The following is a 23,899-nucleotide window of genomic DNA, read 5'->3' on the forward strand; positions in this document are numbered from 1 at the left end:
ATGGCCCATCTCAATCTGCGCGATGCCGACAGCTGCCGCTACGACCTCGTCTCCCTAGGCGAAGTTATGCTCCGTCTCGATCCGGGCGAAACGCGCGTGCGCACGGCGAGGCAGTTCCGCGTCTGGGAGGGGGGCGGTGAGTACAATGTAGCGCGAGGCCTCAGACGCTGCTTTGGACAGCGAACGGCGATCGTGACCGCGCTGGTCGACAACGAAGTCGGACGCCTAGTCGAGGACTTAATGCTTCAGGGTGGCGTAGCCACCGATCACGTCCGTTGGCTACCCTTCGACGGCGTGGGTCGCACCGCACGAAACGGCCTCAACTTCACCGAGCGCGGATTCGGAGTCCGCGGCGCAGTCGGATGCAGTGACCGAGGCCACACCGCGGCGAGCCAACTCAAGCCCGGCGATATCGATTGGGATGACGTCTTCGGTCGGCTTGGTTCCCGGTGGCTCCACACCGGCGGCATCTTCGCAGCCCTCTCGGAGTCGGCCGCCGACACCGTCGAAGAGGCCCTCACAGCCGCGCGTCGGCATGGCGTTGTGACCTCCTACGACCTCAACTACCGACCCTCGTTGTGGAAGGAGATTGGCGGAGCTGATCGAGCCCGCGAGGTGAATCGTCGTCTAGCGCCGTTGATCGATGTGATGTTCGGCAATGAGGAGGACTTCTCCGCTTGTCTTGGACTTGAGGTAGAAGGAGTCGACGGCGACCTCACTCACCTACCCGTTGAGGCCTATCGCCGTATGATCGACCGGGCCTCGGAAGAATACCCAAACTTCAAGGTGATTGCGACGACGCTGCGAACGGTCCACTCGGCGACGGTGAACGACTGGGGCGCACTCTGCTGGGCAGAGGGAGAGTGTCATGAGGCCACTCACCGGAAAGGCCTTGAGATCCTTGATCGGGTTGGCGGCGGGGACAGCTTTGCGTCGGGATTGATCTTTGGGCTGCTCCAGGGCTTCGAGCCCGCTAAGGCGCTCGAGTACGGGGCCGCCCACGGCGCCCTGGCGATGACGACGCCCGGTGACACCTCCATGTCGACCTTGGCGGAAGTAGAAAAGCTAGTCGCGGGCGGTTCGGCCCGCGTCGATCGATAGACGCATCGCACCTCCCGAGGAATCTAGTGAAAGCTCTGACCAAGAAGTTCCTTCTCGCTTCACTGCTCGCGTGTGTCGTGGCTGAATGCGTAGCCGAGACACGTCCCAACATCGTCGTGATCCTCGCGGACGACATGGGATACGCCGACGCAGGCTTCAACGGCGCGACCGACATCCGGACCCCAAACCTCGATCGGCTCGCCGAGTCGGGAGTGGTTTTCACGAGTGGCTACTGCAACCATCCCTTCTGCGGACCGAGCCGCGCGGCGTTGCTCGCGGGTCGCTACCAGCATCGATTCGGCTTCGAACACAATCCTCACTACGACCCCGGCAACCCACACCTCGGGATCGACCCGAACGAGAAGCTCTTTCCAGCGCGTCTCCAGGAGGTTGGCTACACGACCGGGGGCGTCGGCAAGTGGCACCTTGGAGCGGCCGCCCCTTTCAATCCGCTGAATCGCGGCTTCAATTACTTCTACGGATTCCTAGGGGGAGGTCACGATTACTTCCGGATCGACCTGAGTGCACCGCTCGACACGGCTTACCTCACCGGCCTCGTCCGGAACAATAAACCGGCCGGTTTCGAGGGCTACCTCACAACCGCGTTGAGTCGCGACGCCGTCGAGTTTATCGAACGGCACTGCGGTGAGCCATTCTTTCTGTACGTGGCCTACAACGCACCGCATTCGCCGTTGCAAGCACCAGCCGAGACGATCGCCAAGTATGGGCATATCGTCGATGAGAAGCGTCGTGTCTACGCAGCGATGGTCGACGAGATGGACCGCGGCGTTGGGATGGTGATCGACTCGCTCGAGCGAACACACGTACGCGACAACACGCTCGTCTTCTTTCTCAGCGACAACGGCGGCCCCCAGCCGATGAGCTGGAACCCGAACTACGGCAATAGCTCTTCTAACGCGCCTCTCAGGGGCGGGAAGACAAACCTCTACGATGGTGGCATTCGCGTGCCGTTCGTTGCGTCGTGGCCAGTGGGTTTGCCGGCAGGTAAGAAGTTCGACCAACCGGTCATTGCGCTCGACATCGCTCGCACCGCAGTCGAATTAGCTGGCGGCGACGCCGATTCGGAGCCTGCACTTGAGGGCGTCAACTTGGCGCCCTTTCTGCGAGGCGAATCGCTCGGGAAGCCGCATGATTTGCTCTACTGGCGCGACCTTGGCGGGGCTCGGTGGGCAATCCTCACCGGCGAGGGAACGAAGTGCGTGGTCGACGATCCGAGGCGAGCCCCTGAGGTCTATCACCTTCCCAACGACATCGGTGAAACGACCGATCGATCTTCTGAAGTCGGCCATGAGGTTGCTCGTCTCCGGGCATGTTGGCGGACTTGGGACGCGGCCAACACGGGTAACAGGATCGTGCCCGCTCACGACTACCAACGCCTGCAAGCCGACTTCTTCCAGAGCACCGCGACGGCAAGTGAGGCAGACTGGCACAGCGAACGGGAATCGAATTCCAGGCACTGACGGACACGCATGGACCGGAAATCGCTACAACTCAAGAGTCCCGCCGACGCAGCGCGCTATCCGGCGCTGACCTCGGAAGGGCTGCGCGAGTCTTTCCTTGTTAGTGACTTGTTTCAAGCGGGATGCGTTCGCTTAGCTCACTCAACGGAACTCGATCGGCTTATTCTCGGGTCTGCGATTCCCCTTGATGCCGCATTGCCGCTTTCGCCGCCGGAAGACCTTCGATGCTCTGCTTTCTGCGATCGGCGAGAGTTAGGAGTCTTCAACTTGGGGGGCGCCGGCTGTGTCGGAGTTGACGGAGTAGAGTTCGACCTCGATCAACACGACACGCTGTATGTCGGCCGCGGGAGCCAAGATGTCCGGTTCATGAGCCGATCGACAGACGCACCCGCCCGCTACTACCTGGTGAGCTTTCCGGCCCACGGAGAGCATCCGACACGTCTTCTGCGGAAGGCAGAAGCGAATCGGCTGGACCTTGGGGCGGACGAATCGGCCAATCGCCGCACGATCTATCAGGCGATCCACCCAGCGGGCGTCAAGAGTTGTCAACTCGTAATGGGGTGGACGCAGATCGCTCACGGCAGCGTCTGGAATACGATGCCGCCTCACACCCACCTTCGTAGGTGTGAGGCGTACCTCTACTTCAACTTAGCGAGCGACCAACGCGTCATGCACCTCATGGGTAGGCCTAGCGAGACCCGGCCGCTGTGGGTGAGCGATTGTCAAGCTGTTCTGTCACCGCCGTGGTCGATTCATTGTGGCGTTGGCACTTCATCTTACTCGTTCGTTTGGGCGATGGGCGGTGAGAACCAACGTTTCGACGACATGGACCCGATTGAGATAGGAGACCTCCGGTGATTGACCGAATCCGGTGCGGCCGCCACAGAAGGGCGACACTCGCTCTAACGCTAGCGCTGGCGTGCAGCGGTCTGGTGGGTTTCGCTGCGCAACCAACCCGGCCCAATGTCGTCCTGATTTTGATTGACGACCTGAGCCACTACGGTGTGACCGCCTACGGCTCCAATCGCGTCAGCGAAGAGACGGGCCTGTTCAAGGAGCAGTTCGTCTCAACGCCGCGGATTGACCGCCTAGCGGCTGAAGGGCTCCGATGCACCTATGCGCATGTCTACCCGCTGTGCGAGCCAACTCGCGTCGCGATACTCACGGGCCAGTACAACAGCCGAAACTTCGTACAACCCAAAGCGCTCCACGCCTCGCAGATCACGATCTCGGATCTGTTCAAACGGGCCGGCTACGCAACCGGCATCTTCGGCAAGTGGAAGCAGTCGCGTGGCACGGCGTCGATCCCCGGCAAGGACTACCTCTATGAGTTCGGCTGGGACGAGTTCTGCTGCTTCGATGTTGTTGATCAGGGCAGTCGCTATCTCAATCCGAATTTAGTCATCAACGGCGAGGTGATCGACTTCGGCAAGAAAGGTAGCATCGACCCGGATACGGGGCGGCGATGGTACGGGCCCGACATTTGCAATCGGCAGTTGCTCGACTTCGTCCGACGGCATCGCGACGAGCCGTTCTTCGTCTATTACCCGATGCTGTTGGTGCATGATGAACACACCCCAACTCCTGACACCCATCCGTCGTCTGCCTTCGACAGGTTCTCGGACAAACCGTGCTACCAGAAGCCATGCCCCGGTGACGATCGAAGTTACTTCCCCGACATGCTGGCGTACACCGACAAGCTTATCGGGCGAGTGGTGGACGAGCTCGAACGCTTAGGCGTAAGGGACAACACGCTGATCCTTGTGATGGGGGACAACGGCACCAAAGAGCCATTCAGTCATCATTTAGCCGACGGGACGGTCTACCCCGGCGGCAAAGGCGACACCAAGGACAACGGCACGCACGTACCGCTGATTTTGGCGCCGGGGAAGTCGCTAGGGACGAAGATCGAGGCAGGGGAAGGCGTCTACAAAGGCTTGGTTGACGTGGTCGATATTTTGCCGACGCTCTGTGAGGCGGCCGAAGTGCCGATTGCTGAGCAGCTGTCCATCGACGGGGTCAGTTTTTGGCCACAAGTGAAAGGACGCGGTGGCGAGCACCGCGACCACATCTACGCTTGGTACAACGCGAACACGCCCTGGACCGAGACACAGCACCTGTTGCGCTACGCGTTCGATCGCAGCTTCAAGCGCTACGCCGAAAACCAGCGGTTCCGAGAGGGGCGGTTCTTCGACCTGCGCACCGACCTGCTTGAGCTAGCGGGCAACCGCGAAGAGCGCGTGGCGTGGGGGCATCGCCGCAGAAGCGGCCTCGACCCGGCCCTGCTCAACAAGGATCAGAGATCGGCCTACGCAAGACTGGGCGCGGTTCTCGACGCCAATACGCTAGTGCCCGTGGAAACAGTCCGGATCGAGGCGTCGATCGCATCCGTCAAGGTCGGAGAGACCCGGCCGCTCCGGGCCGAAGTGAGCCCCGCCAACGCTATCCGCCGCAACCTGATCTGGGAGTCGAGCGACCCCGCCGTCGCTTCGGTCAACAAGTTCGGCGACCTTACCGCCCACGCTTCGGGCGAGGTCACAGTCACGGCGTACGCATGGGACGCCGCCGCGCCGGTCGCCACGGGCGGCGGCTCCGAGTACTCCCGAGCAGGCCCCCAGGACACCGTCCGGGTGCGAGTGGCCGCTGGAGTTAATTAACTAGCGACCGCAGAAGCGAACGCGGAGCGACTTGTATCCCACCTGTCGTGAGTACGACGACTCCTGCTCAATCTCCGGCTCCGCGGCTATCAGATCTACACGCTCCACGCGATCGCAAACCGCGCGAAGCAATCCGCGCAGGATAGCCCGGGCTTGGTGCTGCCCAAGGCAGTTGTGTGGACCGAAACCGAAGCCTATGTGCGGGTTCGGTTTACGGTCGAGAATCACTTGATCTGGGGACCTGAAAACGGTCTCGTCGCGGTTGGCCGACGGCCAGCAGAGGCCGATCCGCCCGCCCGCAGCGACCTCGTGGCCTAGCACTTCGGTGGCGTGCGGACAGGTCCTAGTAATCACGGTGAGAGGGCTGACATACCGTACGAACTCTTCGGCTGCCGTGTTGATGCGGTTGGCGTCCTCACGGAGGAACTCGAGGGCTTCGGGGTGCTGGGCGACGTAAGCGATGACGCCGCTCACGGTGTGGATGACCGTATCACGGCCCCCGGCGAACGCCATGTTGGCGAACCCGTGCTTCTCCTCGACGGTGAGCTTGCGTCCGCGGAACTCGGCGCGGTTCAGTTCACTGAAGAAGTCGTCCCCCTTCGATTCGCGAGCCTCCTCGATCTTGGCGAGCAGGTAGCGATCCAGTTCCGATCCCTTCGGCCCCAACTCATTGTCGCGGAAGACATGGATGCCCCAACTGATCCACAGATCCGCTTCCGACTCATCAACGCCGAGCAACTGAGCAAGCCCGCGCGACTGAAGCGGCAACGCGAAGCCGCGCACGACCTCGACCTCCGCGGAGCCTAAACAGTCGTCGAGCAGGGAGTCGATGATCGCACCGATCCCGGCCTGGTACTCGGGCGCCTTAGGGCGTCGGAAACGCGGCTCAACGAGGGCGCGGTACTCGGTGTGGTCCGGCGGGTCGCTCTCGATCGGCAGCTGTCGAACGTCGCGGACGGCGGCCTCTGAGTGCAGAATGATCATCAACGGATTATCGTTGCTAAACGACTGAGTGTCGTTGCACACATCCTTGATGTCGCGCAGCCGGAGCAGCAGCGGAACGTCTTGCCCCTCGGCCCGGACGAGCTTGACGCCATCGTGTCTTCGTTGTTCGCTGAACGGGTCGGCTGGATCGGTCATGGACTCGCTCGATCGTTGCAAGATGGATTCGGCGTGCGCCGCTAGGAACGCACCACGCGGACGACGAGGCCGTCGAGTTCCGGAGACATCTCGATCTGGCAGCAGAGTCGGCTGTTCGCCGTGGCGCTTTGTTCGAAGTCGAGCACTTCGCGTTCTTCATCGGTAGCCGGCCCTGTTTTGTCGATCCAAGCGGGGTCGACTTGAACGTGGCAGGTGCCGCAAGAGCAAACGCCCCCACAATCTCCCTCAATCCCCTGGACCCCATGCTTGACGGCCAGGCTCATCAGGTCTCCTTCCGCGTCATCGATAGTGGTTGACTCGCCGTTTTGCGAAGTAAACGTGATCGTGGGCATAGCGGCTTGTCCGGCTAGAGCAGGCAGAATGAGCAGACTGATAGGTGGAGAAGGGGGGCAGAACTGGGCTCTTGCCCCCTTGGCTCGAGCAGCGCGGTAGGTTTCCGGCTGATCCGAGAACTTTTTTGATGGGACTGCGGTTGATTGCTTGACGCATCAAAATGAACTGACTATCGTCGATTGTAGACAATCGCCTGTCAAGTCGGCGTCTACTTGTTTTACGTATGCAACTCTCGTCAGACCCCTGTTCTTCTCTCTCTGCTTCCTAGGAGCGACTACTGCGATGACCCGTACTCTCTGTTTCGCGGCGCTTTTGGGCGCCGGCTGTGTTGCCAATGGCGCCACGCTAACCATTTCGGCCCTAGATGTCCGCTCCAACGGCGTCTTCGGCCACGATGCCAACGTCGGCACAGCCGCTAGCCAGCAAGGAGGTAGCGGCACGGTCTTGATCAACGGCGGCAACCCAACTGCCGCGGCCATACCTGCCGATCCCCTCGACATCCAGGTGATTTACTCGGGCCTGGACCTGGATGGAGACAGCACCCCTAACGACACCGTTACCTTCACGCTAAGAGTGGCAAAGTTTGGAACGGATGGCGGGGCACTAAGAGCCTTCAACCAAGGTGTCGATACGGGCTTTGGGAACCTGAACGATGTTGAGGTCTCGATGCTCAGCTGGTCAGGAACAACGACCGACTTCGGAGCCCCTATCGTTTTCGATGGTTTCACCGGAGCCGCTGCCGGAATGGGGGCTGGAGCTGCTTTCACCAGAAACGTGGACATCAATGGCACGACCGTCAACCTAAGCACCACCGGTGCCGGATTCGAGTTTCCCATCGCAGCGCTAGATTTTCTGCCGGTACCGACTGTGCGGTTCGACAACTCGGGCGGTACTGGTGGCAGTATCGTTGCGCGTCACTACGACCTGCAATTCAGTGCAAGTGCAATCCCTGAACCATCGACGTTTGTGCTCTTGGGCCTCGTGGCATGCGGCCTGGCCGCATGCCGGCGACGCTAAAGCAACGAAGTACGGTGCAACTTGTTGCTAAGTGCGATTTCATCGCTGTGAGAGTTCTCGATACTCGAACCAACGACTGAGTCGATGATCGCCCTGACCGGTTTGTTCGCGTTCCTCGACCGCAAGAAATGATCTGTCGCCCGATCGCCGAGACCCGCGCACCGGCGGGTCTCGGCTGGGCGATTATGAGTCGCCGAGATCGCGTCGTCGCGAATCTCGACAAACCGGCGAAAGATCGCTTGACGAGCTTGTCGGGACGGCTATCATCGATATTGTCGACGATATTGTCGACAATGGGCAATAGGCCGCGTCGGCGCTGAGATCTCTCATCAACTGCTTCTTAGCGACTCGCTAATCGGTGCTGGTTTCGCCAAAGAATCGACGCGGCAAGCGCGTCGGACGGCATGTGGTTGCACGAAACTCCTCCCCGCTTCCCTTCAGGACTAACCCCCAATGACCCACGCTCGACTCTTGCTGCTCGTCGTCGCGCTGACAGCGACCACCGCACATTCGCAGGTCCTTTTCTCCTACGAAGACCTCGATCCCGATGCCACGTCGCCGGTCGGGAACGGGTTAACAATTACGGACCTGTTTTTTGATGCCGGACGGCCCAATGTCGGCCAAGTCGACGTTGGCGCCGGGACCTCGCCCTTCATGTCGTTGTTGACCAGCCCAGCACAGATTGACGTAAGCTCGTACGTGGGTAAAGCCTTCTCGGGGTTCGCGGAGACCCTTATTCCCGCCTCCTCAACAATCAACACAGGCGACTCGGTCTACCTGCAGATCGACTATTTTAACGACGCTATTGGTGCAGCCGGCGCCGGGAATTTCGTCCGGTCGACGAATGGCTTTTACACCGAGGCGGCAGCGCGCGACACCTGGTTGCCACTTGCCCTCGACGGGATCGTGCCCGCGATGACGGACAACGGTAATCCGGTCGATCGCGCCGCCGTGAGCGTTGTCATCGCCGACGGCGGTTTTGCTGGTGGAACGCCAAACGATTCGGGACCAGGCGCCTTCGCACTGATCGATAATTTCAGCTACACGATCTCCGAGCTGCCGCCGCCAAACCCGTTGTTCTACCAGAACGACGCTCCTTCTAGCGCAACGATGGGCCTGTCCGGTGTTCTGTTTGAGCCGGCGGTTGATCCTCTGGATGCGTCCAACGATGTTGGGGAGGTGATCTTCGGCGGCGTGGCGAAGTTTTCGAATGTGAACATCGGTCCGCAGGTTCAAGTATCAGCCTTCGAAGGGCAGAAGTTTCGGGCCTCGTTTGACTATTTGATTCCGGCAGACACCGCTCTTGAGCCTGGTGAGGATGTCTTCTTTCTCCAGCTGGGCTTTAATGACCCGATCAGCGCATCGCTTCCCCAGGGCGGGGGAAACACGGTTTCGGCGGGCTTTGCCGACATCGGCACCCTCAACGACGGCCAGTGGAGAACTCTAGAGATTACGGGGACGATTCCCCCCGACAGCACCGGGGCCAGCATGCTGGTTGTCTTCCGCGATGACTTGCCCGGCGCCGATCCCGACACCTTCGGCTCGGGGATGTTCATCGATAACGTCCGTTTCGAGGCCATCGAGGTGTTGGAGGGCGACTACAACAACGACGGATTGGTAGATGCCGCTGATTACACGCTATGGCGAGATAACCTCGGCGCCGCCCCGCCTGCCGAGCCGTACGTTCGGGGAGACGCGATCAACCTTACGGGCGAGCGATCCATCAATTTCGCTGGCGACGGAATGAATGGAGTAACTCAAGACGACTACCTTGTTTGGGCCAATGGCTACGGCGCAGCACCGGCATCGGCCGGCGTCGCTGTCCCCGAGCCAGCCTCAGGGCTGCTGCTACTCGTCGGCTTTGCTTCGGCCTCGTTGCGTCGGGCTGGGGTGGCCCGTCGCTTCGAGGCTGAATAGACCTTTGCAGTTAATTTCGGTTTTGGCGCCATTCAGAGCGACTGTGGCAACCGGCTCGATTGGAGCGAGCCGGCTGCCGCTCTTTTTCTCTCTCTTATCGTTAACACAGAGCCCCCCCCATGGCCAATATCTCGCTGACGGACGCCGGCCGGCCAGCCAATGCACACCGGCGCGCGTTCACGCTCGTCGAACTCCTCGTCGTCATCGCGATCATTGGGATCCTGGTCGCCCTGCTGCTGCCCGCCGTTCAAGCGGCCCGCGAAGCAGCGCGTAGGTCGCAGTGCCTAAATAACTGCAAGCAGATCGTGCTCGCCACCCTAAACTATGAAGCAACCAACCAGACACTTCCAGCAGGAGCTATACATTGGCTGCCGGGCGGCGCTGGCTTCCAGCGTAAGGTCGGCCTGCTCGCTAAAATCCTCCCCTACGCGGAAGACGCAACAATACATGGCCTGCTCGACTTCGACGATCCGAACGGTACGGAGTTGCAGAAGATCGAGGGCACGGAGACCTATATCGCGTCGATTCCAATCGCTATGTACGCCTGCCCGAGTGACGATACTCCGCTTACCGGCAACAATGACGGTAACGATGGTGGCGTAAGATTCCCCCGGGCCAAGACCAACTACGTTGGGTCCATGGGGTCCGAGAAGTTCGTGGGATCGGGCAACCCTGCTGCCAGGTGTACGCTTGGCTTCTCGGAGTACAACAGGGTGGCCCTAGACACAACTACGGACGTTCCGACGCGGGCGGACGACATTTCCGGAGTGTTTTCTAGGCACGACGTGCCGGTAAAGTTGAAGCAGATTACTGACGGGTTGTCGAAAACTATCTTCTTCGGAGAAGTTCGCCCCAGTTGCTCTGTTCACGTCTCGTCTGGCTGGAACAGCTCGAACAATCTCTGCGGTCTGGCTCGAACTACTATTCCGATCAACTTCGATACTTGCGCTACAGACTCACCCGACGACTGCGCCCAGTGGAACAATTGGGTTACGGAGTGGGGATTCAAGTCGCCACATCCGGGTGGTGCCCACTTCGGGTTTGGAGATGGCAGCGCAAAGCTTTTGAATGATGATATCGAATTCGAGACCGTCTACCAGTACCTCGGCGACAAGGCAGATGGGTTCCCCATCGGTGCTTTCTGAGTACCTCTTCTGACGATGGCGATCAGCGTGAGCAAACATGAGATCATTTGGTTCTACTGCCTGGTCGCTGCTGTGCTGGCTGGTTGTGGGCAGAGTGACTTTGCGCCGGTGAGTGGCGTCGTTACCTACAACGGTTCGCCGCTCGGCGGCGCGACAGTAACTTTTAGGCCCGTTGACGGCAGGCAGTTTAGCTACGCCGTTACAAGCGAGGACGGAACCTATCAACTCGTCGTCTCCGGAGCGGGTGGGCATACAGGCGCAGTTGTGGGCGAACACCGCGTCAAAGTTACCGCCGTCGCGGAGCCGTCTAACAAAGAGGGAGCTGAATCGGACCTAGGCTCGCTCGCCCAAATCGGGCAGGAAGTGAAAGTCCGCTACTTGGTTCCTCAAAAGTACGACGCTTTTGAGACTTCCGGTCTTACGTGCGTTGTGAGCCGCAGGGGGACCAACGCGGCGAACTTCGAGCTCACAGAATAATGTGCAATAGGGATCGCGCGTGTCGCTTCTTTGAGCTGCGGTACCTGTCCGCATTATCCTCAGCGATTATTGGGCTCTCCTCCGTTCTGGGCGGCATGGCTCGCGCGAGTGAAGACGTCCAGGTACACCTACGCCCAGACATTATCCGAGACATCGGCGGGGTCACCCGGTTGGATCGCGACCAGTTCGTGACGATCCACGAGGGGCCCGACAGCTCGGACATGACTCCCGAGGACCACCGCCTGCTGCGTGAGGAACTCGACGTAAGGTACGGCCGCAACGGCGGGGTCCTTTCATGGCAGGCGAAACAGGTGCCTGCGGACCCTGCAGATGCGGACATGCCGCGTGTTGACGCGATCCAGGTTATGAAGGCGGCGAAACCGAAGAGCGGGCGTAGCGAAGTCACTTCGAGATGGAATGCCGATGTCCGGCAGACGGTGCTATGCACGCACCCCGAGCTGATGCACGGGATCCCGGGCAATGATCACACGTCCTGGGGGCCGCGGAACTTCGAAGGCGTCGCGGAGTTCACTGCTCAATTCTTGCGGTCGTGCTACACCGAAGCTTCGCGGCCTCGCTATCTCGAGGTGTTCAACGAGCCGTTCGTCAAGGCGGAGAAAATCGGCACGACGATCGATGCACTCTCGGAGCAGCACAACGTCGTGGCCCGCCGTGTCCGCGAGCTCTGCCCCGACGTCCTGATCGGCGGTTACTCCGCGGCTTGGGTCGAGTTGGAAGTCAACAACTTCGGCCACTTCGAATCGCGTCAGAAGCGCTTTATGGACATCGCCGGCGCAGAGATGGACTTTTGGTCCTACCACATTTACGACGGAGTGAACGTCACTGGGACAGAAAGGAATCGAACTGGCAGCAACGCCGAGGCGATCATGGACCTGATCGACAGCTACAGCCACCAGCGATTCGGTGTCGCGAAGCCGATTCTTATAACCGAGTTTGGGAAGATCCCCTCCGAGAGCATGAACCCCGCGCCGTACAGCGCGAGACGCAGCGCCGAGATGCTGTATGGTCTGATGGGTCAGCTAGTCATGTTCATGGACCACCCGGACCGGCTTGCCAAAGTCATCCCCTTCATCCTTGGCAAGGCGGAGTGGACCTACGCGAGCGACACGGAACCCGGCGCAGCAAACGTCTTCTTGCTTTGGAGGCGTGCACCCAACGGCGACTACGTCAAGACCGACTTGTTCCTCTTTTACGAGTTTCTCCGCGACCTGGGAGGCGAGTGGCGAGCCGCCCACAGCAGCAACCCCGATGTCCGTGTGCAACTGTTGGCCGATGGCAACCGGTTGCTTTTGCTTCTTACAAACCTCGACGAAACGCAGCACCGTGTGGTCGTCTCAGGGCTCGATGGCATTGAACCCAAGCGGGTGATCGGTCGATTCCTGCACACCGACGGCGGCGAGCCGGTACTGGGTGAGCGTGTGTTGCCTCAGTTGCCGAGCAAGTTGAGATTGCGACCCGGAGCCTCGGCAATGGTCATTGTCGAGCTAGATGAGCCGATAACGCCCCGAGGCACCGTACGAGAACAGCGTGTATACGCCTCGGAGTGCCTCCAGGACATCCGGGCCAAGCGTCCTGCGCGATTCACCTTCCCCGACGCGCCGTCGGGCAGGGGACACGCGACGGTCCGCGTTTCGACAGGACGCCCACCCGGACTGCACAAGAGGCCGACTCTGGTTCTTCTAAACGGCGAGGCCCTTGAGGTTCCCGACAACTGGGCAGGCGACAGCCAAGCGGGCCGGAAGAACTACTTCGGGACCATCGAGGTTCCGGCTCCGGCCGAGCTGGTGCGGCCGGGAAGCGTCGTCGAGGTCGTTTACCCCGACGGGGGTGGTAAGGTCGCGTCGGTGGTGTTGCGGTTAGATTACGAGGAGTCGGGCGGTCCCTAACTACCTAGCGATCGCCCAATCGACGCAATCGCCGATGTTCTCCCCAAAGAGCCCCATCCATGCCCACTTCGCGATTCGCTCTACTCGTTGCATTGCTGGCAAGTGTCCTAGCCGCCGGTACAAGTGCGTCCGCCACAACTCCTCCGGCCTCGCCGTTTTTCGTGGAGGGTGCTGATCCAAGACCTGCCGGCAAGCGGTGGGTTCCGGTTGAGGCGATGTCTGACGAGTTTGACGGCCCAGAAATCGACAACACTAAGTGGCAGACTGAACCCGTGGGAAACGGCTGGCAGTGGCTCGGGCGTGCGCCGGGTTTGTTCCGCGCTGAGAACGTCCGCGCTGAAGACGGCAAGATGAAAGTGACCGTCGGCGTACTCGCTGAACCGGTTACTCACGCGGGCAAAGAATACAAGTATCAAGGAGCCATCATCCGTTCGATCTCACCGGGCGGTCCGGGCATGTACTTCGAGACCCGGATGAAGGCTAACGCGACCGGTATGTCAACAACCTTCTGGCTGATTACCAAGCCTGGGAAGGGTATGCGCCAAGAGCTTGACATCCAGGAGTGCGTCGGGGACACAAGCAATCTGACTCAGAAGTGGGGCCGCGAGTGGGATCAAATATTTCACTCGAACCTTATTCGTACCGAGACCGGCGCCCCTGGAAAAGTCCAGATCCAAGACTTCATTAATACACCGACCAAGAATCACGAACGATTCTATGTTTACGCGGCATGGTGGAAGTCGTCATCCGAAGTGCAGTTCTTCTTAAACGGCGAGTACGTATACTCTCTGCGCCCTGACGTTGCCTGGGAAATGCCAGCCTATCTCCAAATGGCGATCGAGACCTACGACTGGAACCCGCTGCCCGAGGGCGGCGGGCTCGTCGCGACTGGGACCCAGGAGCAGCGTACGACCCAGTACGACTGGATCCGAGTTTGGCGGCTGGAGTAACAGAGCAGTGGACTACCTACCCCGTACCTACATAATATGTGGTAAAGGAAATCGATGCCGGTCACTGCGTGGTGTGCACCTTCACCGGTCGCATCGCCAATGGATCGATTGCATAGCCTGGGTTGAGCGGTCTTCAAGGAAGAAGGAGAGTTTGCGGCGATGGTTGTGTGCCTGGGCGTTAAGCGAGGTGTTCACTGCTTCGTCGAGTTGCCAAACGGCGTCGGGGACGATGTTACCCAAGTCGGCATACTTGGCGTGAGACCACAGCGCCTCGACAGGGTTGAGCTCCAGGCAATAGGCGGGCAGCGATTCGAACGCAATGTGCTTCCAGCCGAGCCTGGCAATCTTCTTCGCGACCGCGCGATGAACGCTCCAACGGACCGACACGACGATCCGCGGTCGACAGACATTCTTCCGCCGCAGCCGACGCAGCGGACGCAAGAGTTCAACCGCGTCGCCGGCCTTCACATTCGCCCGTGCTATGTCGAAGCAGCACAAGAAACGGGTTATTGTTGGCGAGAGAACGGACGCCCCGATCACGCTGAGCCTATCACTTCGGTCCCACGCATTCTGCACCTGCGTGGAGCAACATGGAGTCCGGCTCCGGCGGTTGACCGGCTGGAGCATGAAGCCCGTTTCATCGAGAAAGATGATGTTCGCTCCCTCTCGGCGGGCTCTTGTTTGATCCTCGCCCACTCGACCTACGCCAGGGCTCAATGGCCTCGTGGTCTTGTTCGCGGGCGACCTTCCGGGGGTTCTGCGGTCTTGATATCCAAGTTGGTGGAGCAGCTTCGCGAGGAGCCGGCGGTTGTACTCAACGCTGAGGCAATCGCGGGTCAGCTTGGCGACCGGCGTGCAGGTCCACAGGTTGGTCGGGAAGAGTGCTTCGTGTGGCCCGGCGACCACCAGTTCGACCAACTCGTCGAGCTGTGCGTCGGTGAGCATGCACTTGCCAATGGGGGGCGGCTTGGCTGCCAGGGTGTCCTCACCCCCTTCTCGCCAAGCGCTACGCCACCGTTTCGCGCTGCTCGGATCAAACCCAAAGCGTTCAGCCACCGTGCGAACGGACTCCCTGCTTGGAAGCACGCCGAAGCGCGACGGCGTCGCGCTTCCAGCTTCGTCGCACTGCCTGTAAGTTGCATGCACCTCAGTACGGTGCTGACGACACCAAGGGGTTCATTCGTGATGCGACCGGTAATAGGGGTGCGTTTTGAGCCCCATGATCTCGAGGTCTTCGTATGCCGTTAGAGGTCTCACGATCCGAATCCTGCTTGATTCGCGAGTATTCGTCGAGGGGCTGTACAGGATCAATGAGCGTCAGGAGCAGACAATGGTAGATCGACTAGAAGAGCAGCGCGTGATGTGTCGGCACACGTTGAAGTCAGGAGTGTTGTTGGGATGCCTGCTAGCCAGTGTTGCGTCGGATGCGGCGACTGCCCGCATCAACTGGAACGGGATCGAAGACCGACGCTGGCCGGGACCGGCGATCTGGGCAAATCGGCTGCAAGACTGGTCGGTCAATGAAGGTCGGCTGAAATGCGTCCATCAGCAAGGGGGAGGCGATTGGCGCACAGCCCACCTGCTATCGCATGATCTCGGTAGCTCTGGAGATCTCCTCAATGTCGAAGTTGACCTAGACTCGGCTTCTGGTGGCCACGCGGGCGTTCTGCTTGGTGGCGGCGAGGGACGGCTCAGCTACAGGCAGGCGTCTCTCATCCAGGGAGCCCCGGGGCTCGGCGGCGGCTACTTGGTCGATGTGGCGTTCAAGGCGAGCAAGCTCTGTATTCGCGACTTCGGCTCGGACGCCGAAGTCGCTTTACCACTGCCGATAGCAGAGGCCATGCTCAGGCATAAGCTCAGCCCTGAAATTCCGCTAACGCTAGCCGTCGAAGCCCAACGCATCGATACCCAAAGTCTTCTGTTGATCGCCACGCTTACAGCTCAGGGCGATGAGTTGGCCACGGTTCGCACCCGAGTCGACGCCGAGCGGCTAGTTGGCAACGCCGCACTCGTTAGCCGTGGTTCTACGGATCGAGACCCGCACCGTTTCTCCGGGTGGCGGCTTTCAGGCGATCGCGTTGCGGCGCACGCCGAGCGTGCGTACGGGCCGGTGGCCGGGGTTCTGTACTCGGTCGCCAACGGTGATCTGAAAGTCGGCGTCCAGTGTCTCTCGGTCGGCAGGACGATCCTTGGCGAAGGCAATCGTATCGGCGTGCGTCTTGAGAAGCGGCGAACAGACGGTTCTTGGGAGCCCGTCGGCCAAACGGTCGGCATCAGCGAGCCCGACTACTACGCCTTGATCCGGGTAAGAGGGCACGATAGCGAACGTTCCGGGGAATTCCGGGTCGTGATGGTCAACGGCCCGAAAGACGCCGTGCCGTACGAGTTTCTCGTTCCCGCCGAGCCGAACGACGGCGAGCTGGTGATCGGTGGGATTTCATGCACCGGAACGATGGGCCGCAAAGGCTTGGCGAATCGGTCGCTGCTTAATGCCGGCGAGTCTTACATCGGTCTATGGAGTCCCGCGAATCAGTGGGCGCCCTTTAGCGGCATTACTGAACCGCTCATCGACCGCGATCCGGATATCGTATTTTTCACGGGCGACCAGCTGTACGAGTGGTGGCCCACGCCAACCGACCCGACCGACGCCATTCCTTTCGAGGATTACCTCTACAAATGGCTGATCTGGCACCGGTCGTTCAAGGACGTGACATCGCGGGTTCCGTGCTTGCTGCAGACCGACGATCACGATGTCTGGCACCCAAACCTTTGGGGTGACGGTCCTCGGCTCATGACGGCCGGCGGCGACAGCGGCGGTGGGTTTATCAAGAGCAGCTATTTCGTCAATCTGGTCCAGCGCACGATGTGCGGCCACAACCCAGACCCGTTCGATCCCGGCCCCAGCGACAGCGGCATCACGAATTACTACTGCACGTTCCGCTACGGTGGTGTCGATTTCGCGTTGCTCGAAGATCGCAAGTTCAAGTCGGCTGCCTCCAGCATCGAGCGAGGCGAGGAACCGTCGATGCTCGGCGACGCCCAACTCAAGATGCTATCCGAGTGGGCTACGACATCGGACCGATCACCCGTACGCCTAGTAGTCAGCCAGACGAACTACGTCACGTTGAACACGAATAAGCAAGGTGGCATGTTCGCCGACAAGGACTCCAACGGCTGGCCGAGGCCGGCCCGCGACAAAGCGGTTCGGTTGTTTAAGAAGGCGGGAGCGTTGCTGTTTACTGGCGACCAGCATCTCGCGTCGGTGACTCGGATGGAGACGCCGACATCCGCAGACGGCGTCTACCAGTTCAGCCAGCCCCCCGGGGGTTGCATCTGGTGGCGCTGGTTTTACCCAAATGAGGCGCAGCGTCGTGGGTCCGTTGCGACCGGCAGCGATGAACCGCACCTGGGCCGGTTTGTGGACGCTTTCGGCAATCGCTTCGAGGCTCTTGCCGTTGCGAATCCGGGACCGCGTGAGGCAATGCCGCTCTACGAGAACACGAGTCCGAGAAGGCACATCCTGTCACCTCAGCAGCGAGCCGCTGGAGTCGGAACGCAGAGCCGAATCCACCAGGGGGAGGGATTCGCGGTGATTCAGATCGATATCCCCAATGACCGGATTACGCTCGAGTGCTGGCCAGACAAGACTGGGACCCGGATGACCCCATACCGGCAGTTCGACGGCTGGCCACTGGAGCTAGAGCTGCGCGAGCTGTGACGTGCGCTCGGGGCGACGCGTGCCAAGCCGATGCTGCCGTCAAGAGTTAGCTTCGCCCGCGGCGGTTGTATACACTATGCAGTTAGCCAGTCCGGTCCGTGGAGCGTCATCACGCGGTGGGGCTGTGAGCTGCGACTGGTTCCACACTGTTTGCGCAAGTCAAGTTCCACGCGGCGCCGGCGGTCCGCTTTCCTCTTCGCCCGGAACAGTTCATTCAATGGCCAAGCAGCCGGATCGAAAGTGCTCTCCGCGACGAGTGACCGCGTTCGTCTGCGTGCTGCTGTTGCAGGCGCCGGTGCTGGCGCAGCCAGTCACGGTCGTTGCACGTCCGCACCACCTGAATCTGATTGGTGGGGAGCGCGACCTCTCCCGGACGAAGTACTTTAACCACTGGGGTACGTTCGTCATCCAAGGCCCAACCAACCTCGGTGATCTTGCAACGCAAGTTTGGGCCGAGGATGGGCTCAACAGTGCGACCGGGCGGGATGTCTGGATCACGGACAGCTTCGTCGGTAAAAACGCCGGGGAAGACCCGAACCGTCCGGGGTACTACGACCTGGATGACCTGCGTACGTTCCTACGGACCGGGACGAACCAGTTCGGGCAGACCTTCCGGTCCCATCTGAATACCAGCACGCGCTACGAATCCGTCCGGCGGCACGAGAACCACGTTCTAGTGCATTCGGGTCGGGCCGAGTCAGGGTGGCCGTCTTGGCTGCGTGACGGGACGAACTTGCCGATGAGTCACAACGGTGAGGCGTACGCGGAGTTCATCAACACCTACTTCGAGGAGGTCGTCTTTGGTAATGGCCCGGCCGTCGGGAATACTCAGAGCGAAGCCTACCTCCCGGTCGCGCCAGAGAACTTCTACTACGAGATCATGAACGAGCCCTCCTGGGAGCTCGGGCCTGGAGGACTCGACTGGGACGGGGTGATCGAGATGCATCGCATCGTCACCGAGCGGGTTAAGAGCCAAAACCCACAAGCGCAGATCGGTGGCGCCTCGGTAGGGAATTTCGTCTCCGCACCTGGGTTGATCCTTTACGACTGGGACTTCAAGCGTCGGCTCATGGACGACATGGTCAACTGGCAAACCGATTCGGGAGAGCGAGCGGAGTTCGACTTCTGGACGTTCCATCCATACGACGCTCGCGGCGTCGAGAGCGATGGGTCGATCGCCCACGCACCCGAGTCCTCGGGCCACCTCGACGGGATCCTCGACCTGTTCGAGTCGTACAGCTATCAACGCCTTGGAGATCCGAAGCAGTTCGCCATTACCGAGTACGGAACAATCCAGTACACGCGGCTGCCCGGTGGTGACTACAGCCCATACGACCGGCGGTTGATCCAGTGGGACGAGCTAACGGATGTCAAGAAGAAGATGATGACGTTTCTTGATCGCCCGGATCGGATCATCAACGCGACGCCCTACATCGCGCCGCAATGGTGGACGGGCAGCTCCCCCACGGAGCCGAACGGCTCGGCGAACGCATTCTGGGACCGCAACGCTGACGGAACGTGGACCGAGACGATCGCAGCCGGGTTCTACCGTATGATGAACGACCTGCGTGGCCAGTACGTCCACGTCGAGTCGAGCGACGCCTCGCTTCAGACCGCCGCGTTCCGCGATGGCGACAAGCTGCACGTCGTGCTCAACAACCTGGAGGAATCGACTCGCACGGTTGACGTGGGTGCGATTCTCGGTGACGCGGCCGTGCTCGCGGCCAACTTGGACCGAGTCTTCTGGGACGGATCGGTCGGCGTCTTCCAGGACGACCTCGACGTTCTTGGAGACTGGCAGAGTCTCAACCTGTCGGGCGGGGAAGCCGTGAAGCTGACGCTCACCCTGGATGGCGCCGCTGCTTACGAGTTCGCGACCAACCGGCAGACGTATTACGGCGACATCACGGAAACGCCCATCAATCTTGCCGGCTCTCGCTCCGCCGCCATCACGATCGACGCGGACCTCGAAGACGCGCTGTCGGCCGTCGTCCGCGTGGCGATCTCAGACCGCCCCGGAATCCTCAATGAGTCGTTCGACGTGGTGGTGAACGGCGTGTCGCACCTCGTCGCCGCGGAGGGAGTCAATGGGTTTGACGAGACCGACACGTCCCTCTTCTCGCGCGAGATTGAAGTCCCGGTTAAGCTGCTCACCGAGGTCGGCAACGAGGTGTACGTCGACTTCGGTTCGAGCGGCGGCGACCTTGTCACCGCCACTCTCGTTGTCACCCACTCCGTGGGCGACTTCAACGGCAGCGGCGCGTTTGACGGGGAGGATCTCGCGATGCTGTTCGGCGAGTTCGGTCCCGCCGATACGAGCAGCCGTTACGACCTAGACGCCGACGGCACGGTCGATGCCGAAGACGTCCGCTTCTGGTCAGAGCAGCTTCGGGGGGTCGCGACGCCGACTGGCGACTTCAATGGCGATGGCGCGGTTGATGCCGCCGATTACACCGTCATCCGCGATCTGTCGGGGACCGAGTTCCAGTTCGACTACCAGCACTGGAGGAACCGTTTCGGCGCCGTTGCTCCGGTTAGTGGATCGGCGGGCGTACCGGAGCCTTCAACGGTCGTGCTAGCTGTCCTCGGCCTAATGGCTGCCGTGAGGCAATCATCGCGTGGCCATAACGATCGATAGAACCTGTCGCAGCAAAATCGTGCGAAAAGAGAAGTCCGGGCCGAGCTTCTGCGTTCGGCTAGGAGATATCGTCAAGAGTTGATGCGTCGGCAAAAAAGGGTCCATCCGGGATTATCGTCGGTCGAGCCGTCGGGGCCGGCGGAAACCGACCTCCGCTCGGGCTCGACAGAGGGGGCCGCCCCCCCGCCGACGCCCTCGCACCGGCCCCATGTGGGGCGAGGGCCGATGCGAGGGCGACGGCGGAGGGGCTTCACCGCGCGGCTTGGAATAACGCCTAAAACACCGGACACGCGAGCCCCTTCCGCTTTCGCCGTCGCTTCGACCCTCCCCCCGCCTTGGGGGTCGAAGCGACGGTGAGAGCGGCAGGGGCGGCCCCCCTTCTGCCGAGCCCGAGCCGAGATCGCTCGGCAAATCACCCACGATATTCCCGGATGGACCTTTTTCTCGGATATTGCAATGCATCTCACCACTGCCCCACTATGTGTCCCGTCTTGTTGCGCCATCTTGAGTCTGTGCGCCTTTGCAGTAGCGCAGACGAACGTAGAGATTGACGCGAATACGCTTCGCCTTATCGGCGGCACAATGAGCTTGGACCGAGCTCAATTCTTTAACCATTGGGGGCAATTGACCCCCGGCGCGGACACCAATCTAGGCGACCTGCAGACCGCGGTCCACTCGCCAACGGATCTGCACTCGTTCTCCGGCCGCGAGACCAACGACTTTACGATCGGTATGTATCGGCAATGGGGAGTCGATCTCCCAGAAGACCCCAACAGACCGGGCTACTTCGACCATGCGGCGTTGGTGAGCAAGCTCCAGAACAACACAAACACCTGGGGTTTCAAGTACCGTGCATTGCAGAGCGACGCTTGGAGATCGCTAAGGAACACGCCAAATCCGATCTACGTTACTGGCGGCAGGGAAGGGGGATTCTATCCGGACTTCATTGACGGAGGGACCGATCGGGTCATTAACTTCCCTGGCTACGCCGACTTTATAAATGTGTTTCTCGAAGAGGTTGTCTACGGCGAGGGGCCTGGGCAGGGTTACCTACCGTTCGACAAAGACCGATTCTACGTCGAGATCATGAACGAGCCAAACTGGAAAGCGTCGAACTCCTCCGCATGGCAGGACGTGATCGCTATGCACCGCGTGGTGACTGAACTGGTAAAAGAAGAGCATCCACAAGCCCAACTCGGCGGCCCATCGTGCTGCGACGGATTCAACGAGAACCCGCTGAACGACTGGGACCGCGCGAAGGCGCTCATGGACGACATGGCGACTTGGCGGACGCCGAGCGGACAGCCTGCGGAACTCGACTTCTGGACACTCCACCCGTACGAGCGTTACAACGTCTTGAGCGATGGCTCTTGGGAACAGCAAGTTGATACGTCGCCCGGTCGTGTCGGGGCTTCCATGGACCTCTTCGAGACCTACAGCAACATCAAGTTCGGAGACCCCAAGGCGTTCGCCATTACTGAGTACGGGTCCTTCAATCAGACCGCCATCAAGAATGGTCCTGGCACCGCGGATGACAACTATGGCACTTATACGCGGGCTGAGCAACAGTGGGACTTGGTCCGCGACGTACGTGAGAAGCTCATGGTGTTCATGGGTAGGCCCGACCGAATCGTCAACGCGACGCCTTTCCTCGCGCCCATCTGGTGGGAGCTGCAGACCCCTACAAGTCCTGCCGGAGACAACGTCTTCTGGGAGAGAGACGCTCAGGGTGTCTGGCATGAGACAATCGTCGCCGGAATGTACCGCATGCACAACGACCTGAGCGGCGAGTATGTCGTGGTGGACAGCAGCAATCCTGATGTGCAGACACATGCCTTTCGCAATGGGAACAAGCTCTACCTTATGCTTAACAATCTTGAGAATGCGCTAACGTCCGTCAATCTCCAGGCCGTCACAGGCGCGGCTGCGGTTACCACAGCATCTATTGATCGCATCTATTGGGACGGTGCCAAAGGTGTCTACGAGTCGAACGTAGACATTACCGCAAATTGGAGCACGCTGCAGATGATGCCGGACGAGGGCGCCGTGCTGACGCTAACCCTCAGCGAGGCTGCTCTCTATGACTACGCGACCGACATCCGGACTTATTATGGCGACGACGTTGTTGCGCCGCTAAACCTTCCCGGCGGACAGTCAAAGGCGATCAACATCGCCGCCAGCACCCAAGACGCTCTCTCCGCGAAGATCCGCGTCTCGTACAACCGAGAAGGTGTTTCGGGGGCGTCACGGGGAGAGGCCTTCTCTCTGATAGTGAATGGTAACGTCCTTTCAGTGCCTGCCGGATTGTTCGAGTTCGATGAGAAGGACAACCATTACGTCGCTCGAGAGGTCGATGTCCCCCTGAGTTTGCTGAAGAACGGCGCCAACACCGTGTTTGCCGATTTCGATAGCACCGGCGGTTATCTCATCTCCGCTACTTTGGAGATTACGCACTCCGTGGGCGACTTCAACAGAAGCGGCGCGTTTGACGGGGAGGATCTCGCGATGCTGTTCGGCGAGTTCGGTCCCGCCGATACGGGCAGCCGTTACGACCTAGACGCCGACGGCACGGTCGATGCCGAAGACGTCCGCTTCTGGTCAGAGCAGCTTCGGGGGGTCGCGACGCCGACTGGCGACTTCAATGGCGATGGCGCGGTTGATGCCGCCGATTACACCGTCATCCGCGATCTGTCGGGGACCGAGTTCCAGTTCGACTACCAGCACTGGAGGAACCGTTTCGGCGCCGTTGCTCCGGTTAGTGGATCGGCGGGCGTACCGGAGCCTTCAACGGTCGTGCTAGCTGTCCTCGGCCTAATGGCTGCCGTGAGGCAATCATCGCGTGGCCATAACGATCGATAGAACCTGTCGCAGCAAAATCGTGCGAAAAGAGAAGTCCGGGCCGAGCTTCTGCGTTCGGCTAGGAGATATCGTCAAGAGTTGATGCGTCGGCAAAAAGGGCCGGTTCGGAAGCCGATCGACAACGATTCTGCCCTGGGTCGATCGCGATTGTGGTTGGTGTTGGCATGACCTTACAAGGCGGGTGGCGGCGTTGGGGGCGATGAGTGGGTCGATTGCAACGCACACCGCCCCGCTTACCCAATCGCCGCTCGATAGGCGGCGACGCGGCGGATGTTGAGCCCCAGGGCGCGGAGCGTCGCCACGTAGGCCACCGCGGCGTGTCCGACCGGTGAACCGCACCTCGCCACGCGATCGCTAGCGGCGGAAGCTTTTGGCTTTCTCGATTGGAGAGCAGGCCGATGGCGAGTGGGCGACGGGACTGGTCTTCCCCCCTGAAACTGAGCCATGCTGAATGAGAGAATCCCGAGCTGGGCGGTCCCCCGGCATGGAGGTTCTTTGATGAAGCGAACGAAGCATTCGACGGAGCAGATCATCGAGA

17 protein-coding genes are annotated in these 23,899 nt (G+C 60.5%); 13 read left to right on the forward strand and 4 right to left on the reverse strand.

Features of this window, described 5'->3' with window-relative positions; translation table 11 throughout:
• Genes Pla111_RS16270 through Pla111_RS16285 form a run of 4 tightly spaced genes read left to right on the forward strand, consistent with a single transcriptional unit; the run spans position 1 to position 5,239 of the window.
• Positions 1-1,101, forward strand: coding sequence for a sugar kinase (locus tag Pla111_RS16270; RefSeq protein WP_146575512.1), 1,101 nt, complete (start codon positions 1-3; stop codon positions 1,099-1,101).
• Positions 1,102-1,127: 26 nt separating this feature from the next.
• Positions 1,128-2,582 (forward strand): sulfatase family protein, encoded by a 1,455-nt coding sequence (locus Pla111_RS16275; protein WP_231931104.1) that lies wholly within the window; start codon positions 1,128-1,130, stop codon positions 2,580-2,582.
• 9 nt (positions 2,583-2,591) lie between these two features.
• The gene (gene kduI / locus Pla111_RS16280; protein ID WP_146575513.1) at positions 2,592-3,440 is read left to right on the forward strand and encodes a 5-dehydro-4-deoxy-D-glucuronate isomerase; all 849 of its coding nucleotides are present in this window, start codon (positions 2,592-2,594) and stop codon (positions 3,438-3,440) included.
• Positions 3,437-5,239 carry a sulfatase-like hydrolase/transferase gene (locus tag Pla111_RS16285; RefSeq protein ID WP_146575514.1) on the forward strand — a complete coding sequence of 601 codons (1,803 nt, stop codon included), beginning with the start codon at positions 3,437-3,439 and terminating at the stop codon, positions 5,237-5,239. Before kduI ends, Pla111_RS16285 begins: the two co-directional genes overlap by 4 nt.
• Here the strand turns inward: Pla111_RS16285 and Pla111_RS16290 are convergent, their stop codons facing one another.
• Positions 5,240-6,379: a cytochrome P450 gene (locus Pla111_RS16290; protein WP_146575515.1), complete on the reverse strand. Its 1,140-nt coding sequence runs from the start codon at positions 6,377-6,379 to the stop codon at positions 5,240-5,242. It lies immediately after the preceding gene.
• Between the two features lie 41 nt (positions 6,380-6,420).
• On the reverse strand, positions 6,421-6,732 hold the full coding sequence (locus Pla111_RS16295; RefSeq protein ID WP_146575516.1) for a 2Fe-2S iron-sulfur cluster-binding protein: 312 nt from the start codon (positions 6,730-6,732) through the stop codon (positions 6,421-6,423).
• 283 nt (positions 6,733-7,015) lie between these two features.
• On the opposite strand from Pla111_RS16295, the gene Pla111_RS16300 reads away from it, so the two are divergent.
• The 6 genes from Pla111_RS16300 to Pla111_RS16325 all read left to right on the forward strand — a co-directional run bounded on the left by Pla111_RS16300 (position 7,016) and on the right by Pla111_RS16325 (position 14,146).
• The gene (locus Pla111_RS16300; RefSeq protein WP_146575517.1) at positions 7,016-7,750 is read left to right on the forward strand and encodes a PEP-CTERM sorting domain-containing protein; all 735 of its coding nucleotides are present in this window, start codon (positions 7,016-7,018) and stop codon (positions 7,748-7,750) included.
• Positions 7,751-8,203: 453 nt separating this feature from the next.
• Positions 8,204-9,667 (forward strand): hypothetical protein, encoded by a 1,464-nt coding sequence (locus Pla111_RS16305; protein WP_231931105.1) that lies wholly within the window; start codon positions 8,204-8,206, stop codon positions 9,665-9,667.
• 119 nt (positions 9,668-9,786) lie between these two features.
• Complete coding sequence (locus Pla111_RS16310; RefSeq protein WP_146575532.1) at positions 9,787-10,812, forward strand: DUF1559 domain-containing protein; 1,026 nt, start codon at positions 9,787-9,789, stop codon at positions 10,810-10,812.
• Positions 10,813-10,827: 15 nt separating this feature from the next.
• The gene (locus Pla111_RS16315) at positions 10,828-11,289 is read left to right on the forward strand and encodes a carboxypeptidase-like regulatory domain-containing protein (protein WP_146575519.1); all 462 of its coding nucleotides are present in this window, start codon (positions 10,828-10,830) and stop codon (positions 11,287-11,289) included.
• A 95-nt stretch (positions 11,290-11,384) separates the two neighbouring features.
• Positions 11,385-13,196, forward strand: coding sequence for a beta-agarase (locus tag Pla111_RS16320; RefSeq protein WP_146575520.1), 1,812 nt, complete (start codon positions 11,385-11,387; stop codon positions 13,194-13,196).
• Positions 13,197-13,411: 215 nt separating this feature from the next.
• The gene (locus Pla111_RS16325) at positions 13,412-14,146 is read left to right on the forward strand and encodes a glycosyl hydrolase (RefSeq protein WP_231931106.1); all 735 of its coding nucleotides are present in this window, start codon (positions 13,412-13,414) and stop codon (positions 14,144-14,146) included.
• A gap of 81 nt (positions 14,147-14,227) precedes the next feature.
• Here the strand turns inward: Pla111_RS16325 and Pla111_RS16330 are convergent, their stop codons facing one another.
• Positions 14,228-15,292, reverse strand: coding sequence for a transposase (locus tag Pla111_RS16330; protein WP_146575522.1), 1,065 nt, complete (start codon positions 15,290-15,292; stop codon positions 14,228-14,230).
• 184 nt (positions 15,293-15,476) lie between these two features.
• Here Pla111_RS16330 and Pla111_RS16335 point away from each other — a divergent pair, with 184 nt between their 5' ends.
• The 3 genes from Pla111_RS16335 to Pla111_RS16345 all read left to right on the forward strand — a co-directional run bounded on the left by Pla111_RS16335 (position 15,477) and on the right by Pla111_RS16345 (position 23,361).
• Positions 15,477-17,864, forward strand: coding sequence for an alkaline phosphatase D family protein (locus Pla111_RS16335; protein WP_231931107.1), 2,388 nt, complete (start codon positions 15,477-15,479; stop codon positions 17,862-17,864).
• A 217-nt stretch (positions 17,865-18,081) separates the two neighbouring features.
• Entirely contained in the window at positions 18,082-20,502 is a 2,421-nt protein-coding gene (locus Pla111_RS16340; protein WP_146575523.1) for a hypothetical protein, read from the forward strand.
• A 582-nt stretch (positions 20,503-21,084) separates the two neighbouring features.
• Positions 21,085-23,361: a hypothetical protein gene (locus Pla111_RS16345; protein WP_146575524.1), complete on the forward strand. Its 2,277-nt coding sequence runs from the start codon at positions 21,085-21,087 to the stop codon at positions 23,359-23,361.
• A 233-nt stretch (positions 23,362-23,594) separates the two neighbouring features.
• On the opposite strand, the gene Pla111_RS17540 is transcribed toward Pla111_RS16345, so the two are convergent.
• Positions 23,595-23,899 (reverse strand): hypothetical protein (locus Pla111_RS17540; protein ID WP_231931110.1); only part of this gene is annotated, 305 nt, incomplete at its 5' end.

This window comes from Botrimarina hoheduenensis, assembly GCF_007859815.1.
Lineage (GTDB): Bacteria > Planctomycetota > Planctomycetia > Pirellulales > Lacipirellulaceae > Botrimarina > Botrimarina hoheduenensis.

Coding starts and splice junctions, on each gene's coding strand:
- Pla111_RS16270 (WP_146575512.1), top strand. CDS start 1: ATGGCCCATCTCAATCTGCGCGATGCCGACAGCTGCCGCTACGACCTC.
- kduI (WP_146575513.1), top strand. CDS start 2,592: ATGGACCGGAAATCGCTACAACTCAAGAGTCCCGCCGACGCAGCGCGC.
- Pla111_RS16290 (WP_146575515.1), bottom strand. CDS start 6,379: ATGACCGATCCAGCCGACCCGTTCAGCGAACAACGAAGACACGATGGC.
- Pla111_RS16295 (WP_146575516.1), bottom strand. CDS start 6,732: ATGCCCACGATCACGTTTACTTCGCAAAACGGCGAGTCAACCACTATC.
- Pla111_RS16300 (WP_146575517.1), top strand. CDS start 7,016: ATGACCCGTACTCTCTGTTTCGCGGCGCTTTTGGGCGCCGGCTGTGTT.
- Pla111_RS16305 (WP_231931105.1), top strand. CDS start 8,204: ATGACCCACGCTCGACTCTTGCTGCTCGTCGTCGCGCTGACAGCGACC.
- Pla111_RS16310 (WP_146575532.1), top strand. CDS start 9,787: ATGGCCAATATCTCGCTGACGGACGCCGGCCGGCCAGCCAATGCACAC.
- Pla111_RS16315 (WP_146575519.1), top strand. CDS start 10,828: ATGGCGATCAGCGTGAGCAAACATGAGATCATTTGGTTCTACTGCCTG.
- Pla111_RS16320 (WP_146575520.1), top strand. CDS start 11,385: ATGGCTCGCGCGAGTGAAGACGTCCAGGTACACCTACGCCCAGACATT.
- Pla111_RS16325 (WP_231931106.1), top strand. CDS start 13,412: ATGTCTGACGAGTTTGACGGCCCAGAAATCGACAACACTAAGTGGCAG.
- Pla111_RS16335 (WP_231931107.1), top strand. CDS start 15,477: ATGGTAGATCGACTAGAAGAGCAGCGCGTGATGTGTCGGCACACGTTG.
- Pla111_RS16340 (WP_146575523.1), top strand. CDS start 18,082: ATGGCCAAGCAGCCGGATCGAAAGTGCTCTCCGCGACGAGTGACCGCG.
- Pla111_RS16345 (WP_146575524.1), top strand. CDS start 21,085: ATGAGCTTGGACCGAGCTCAATTCTTTAACCATTGGGGGCAATTGACC.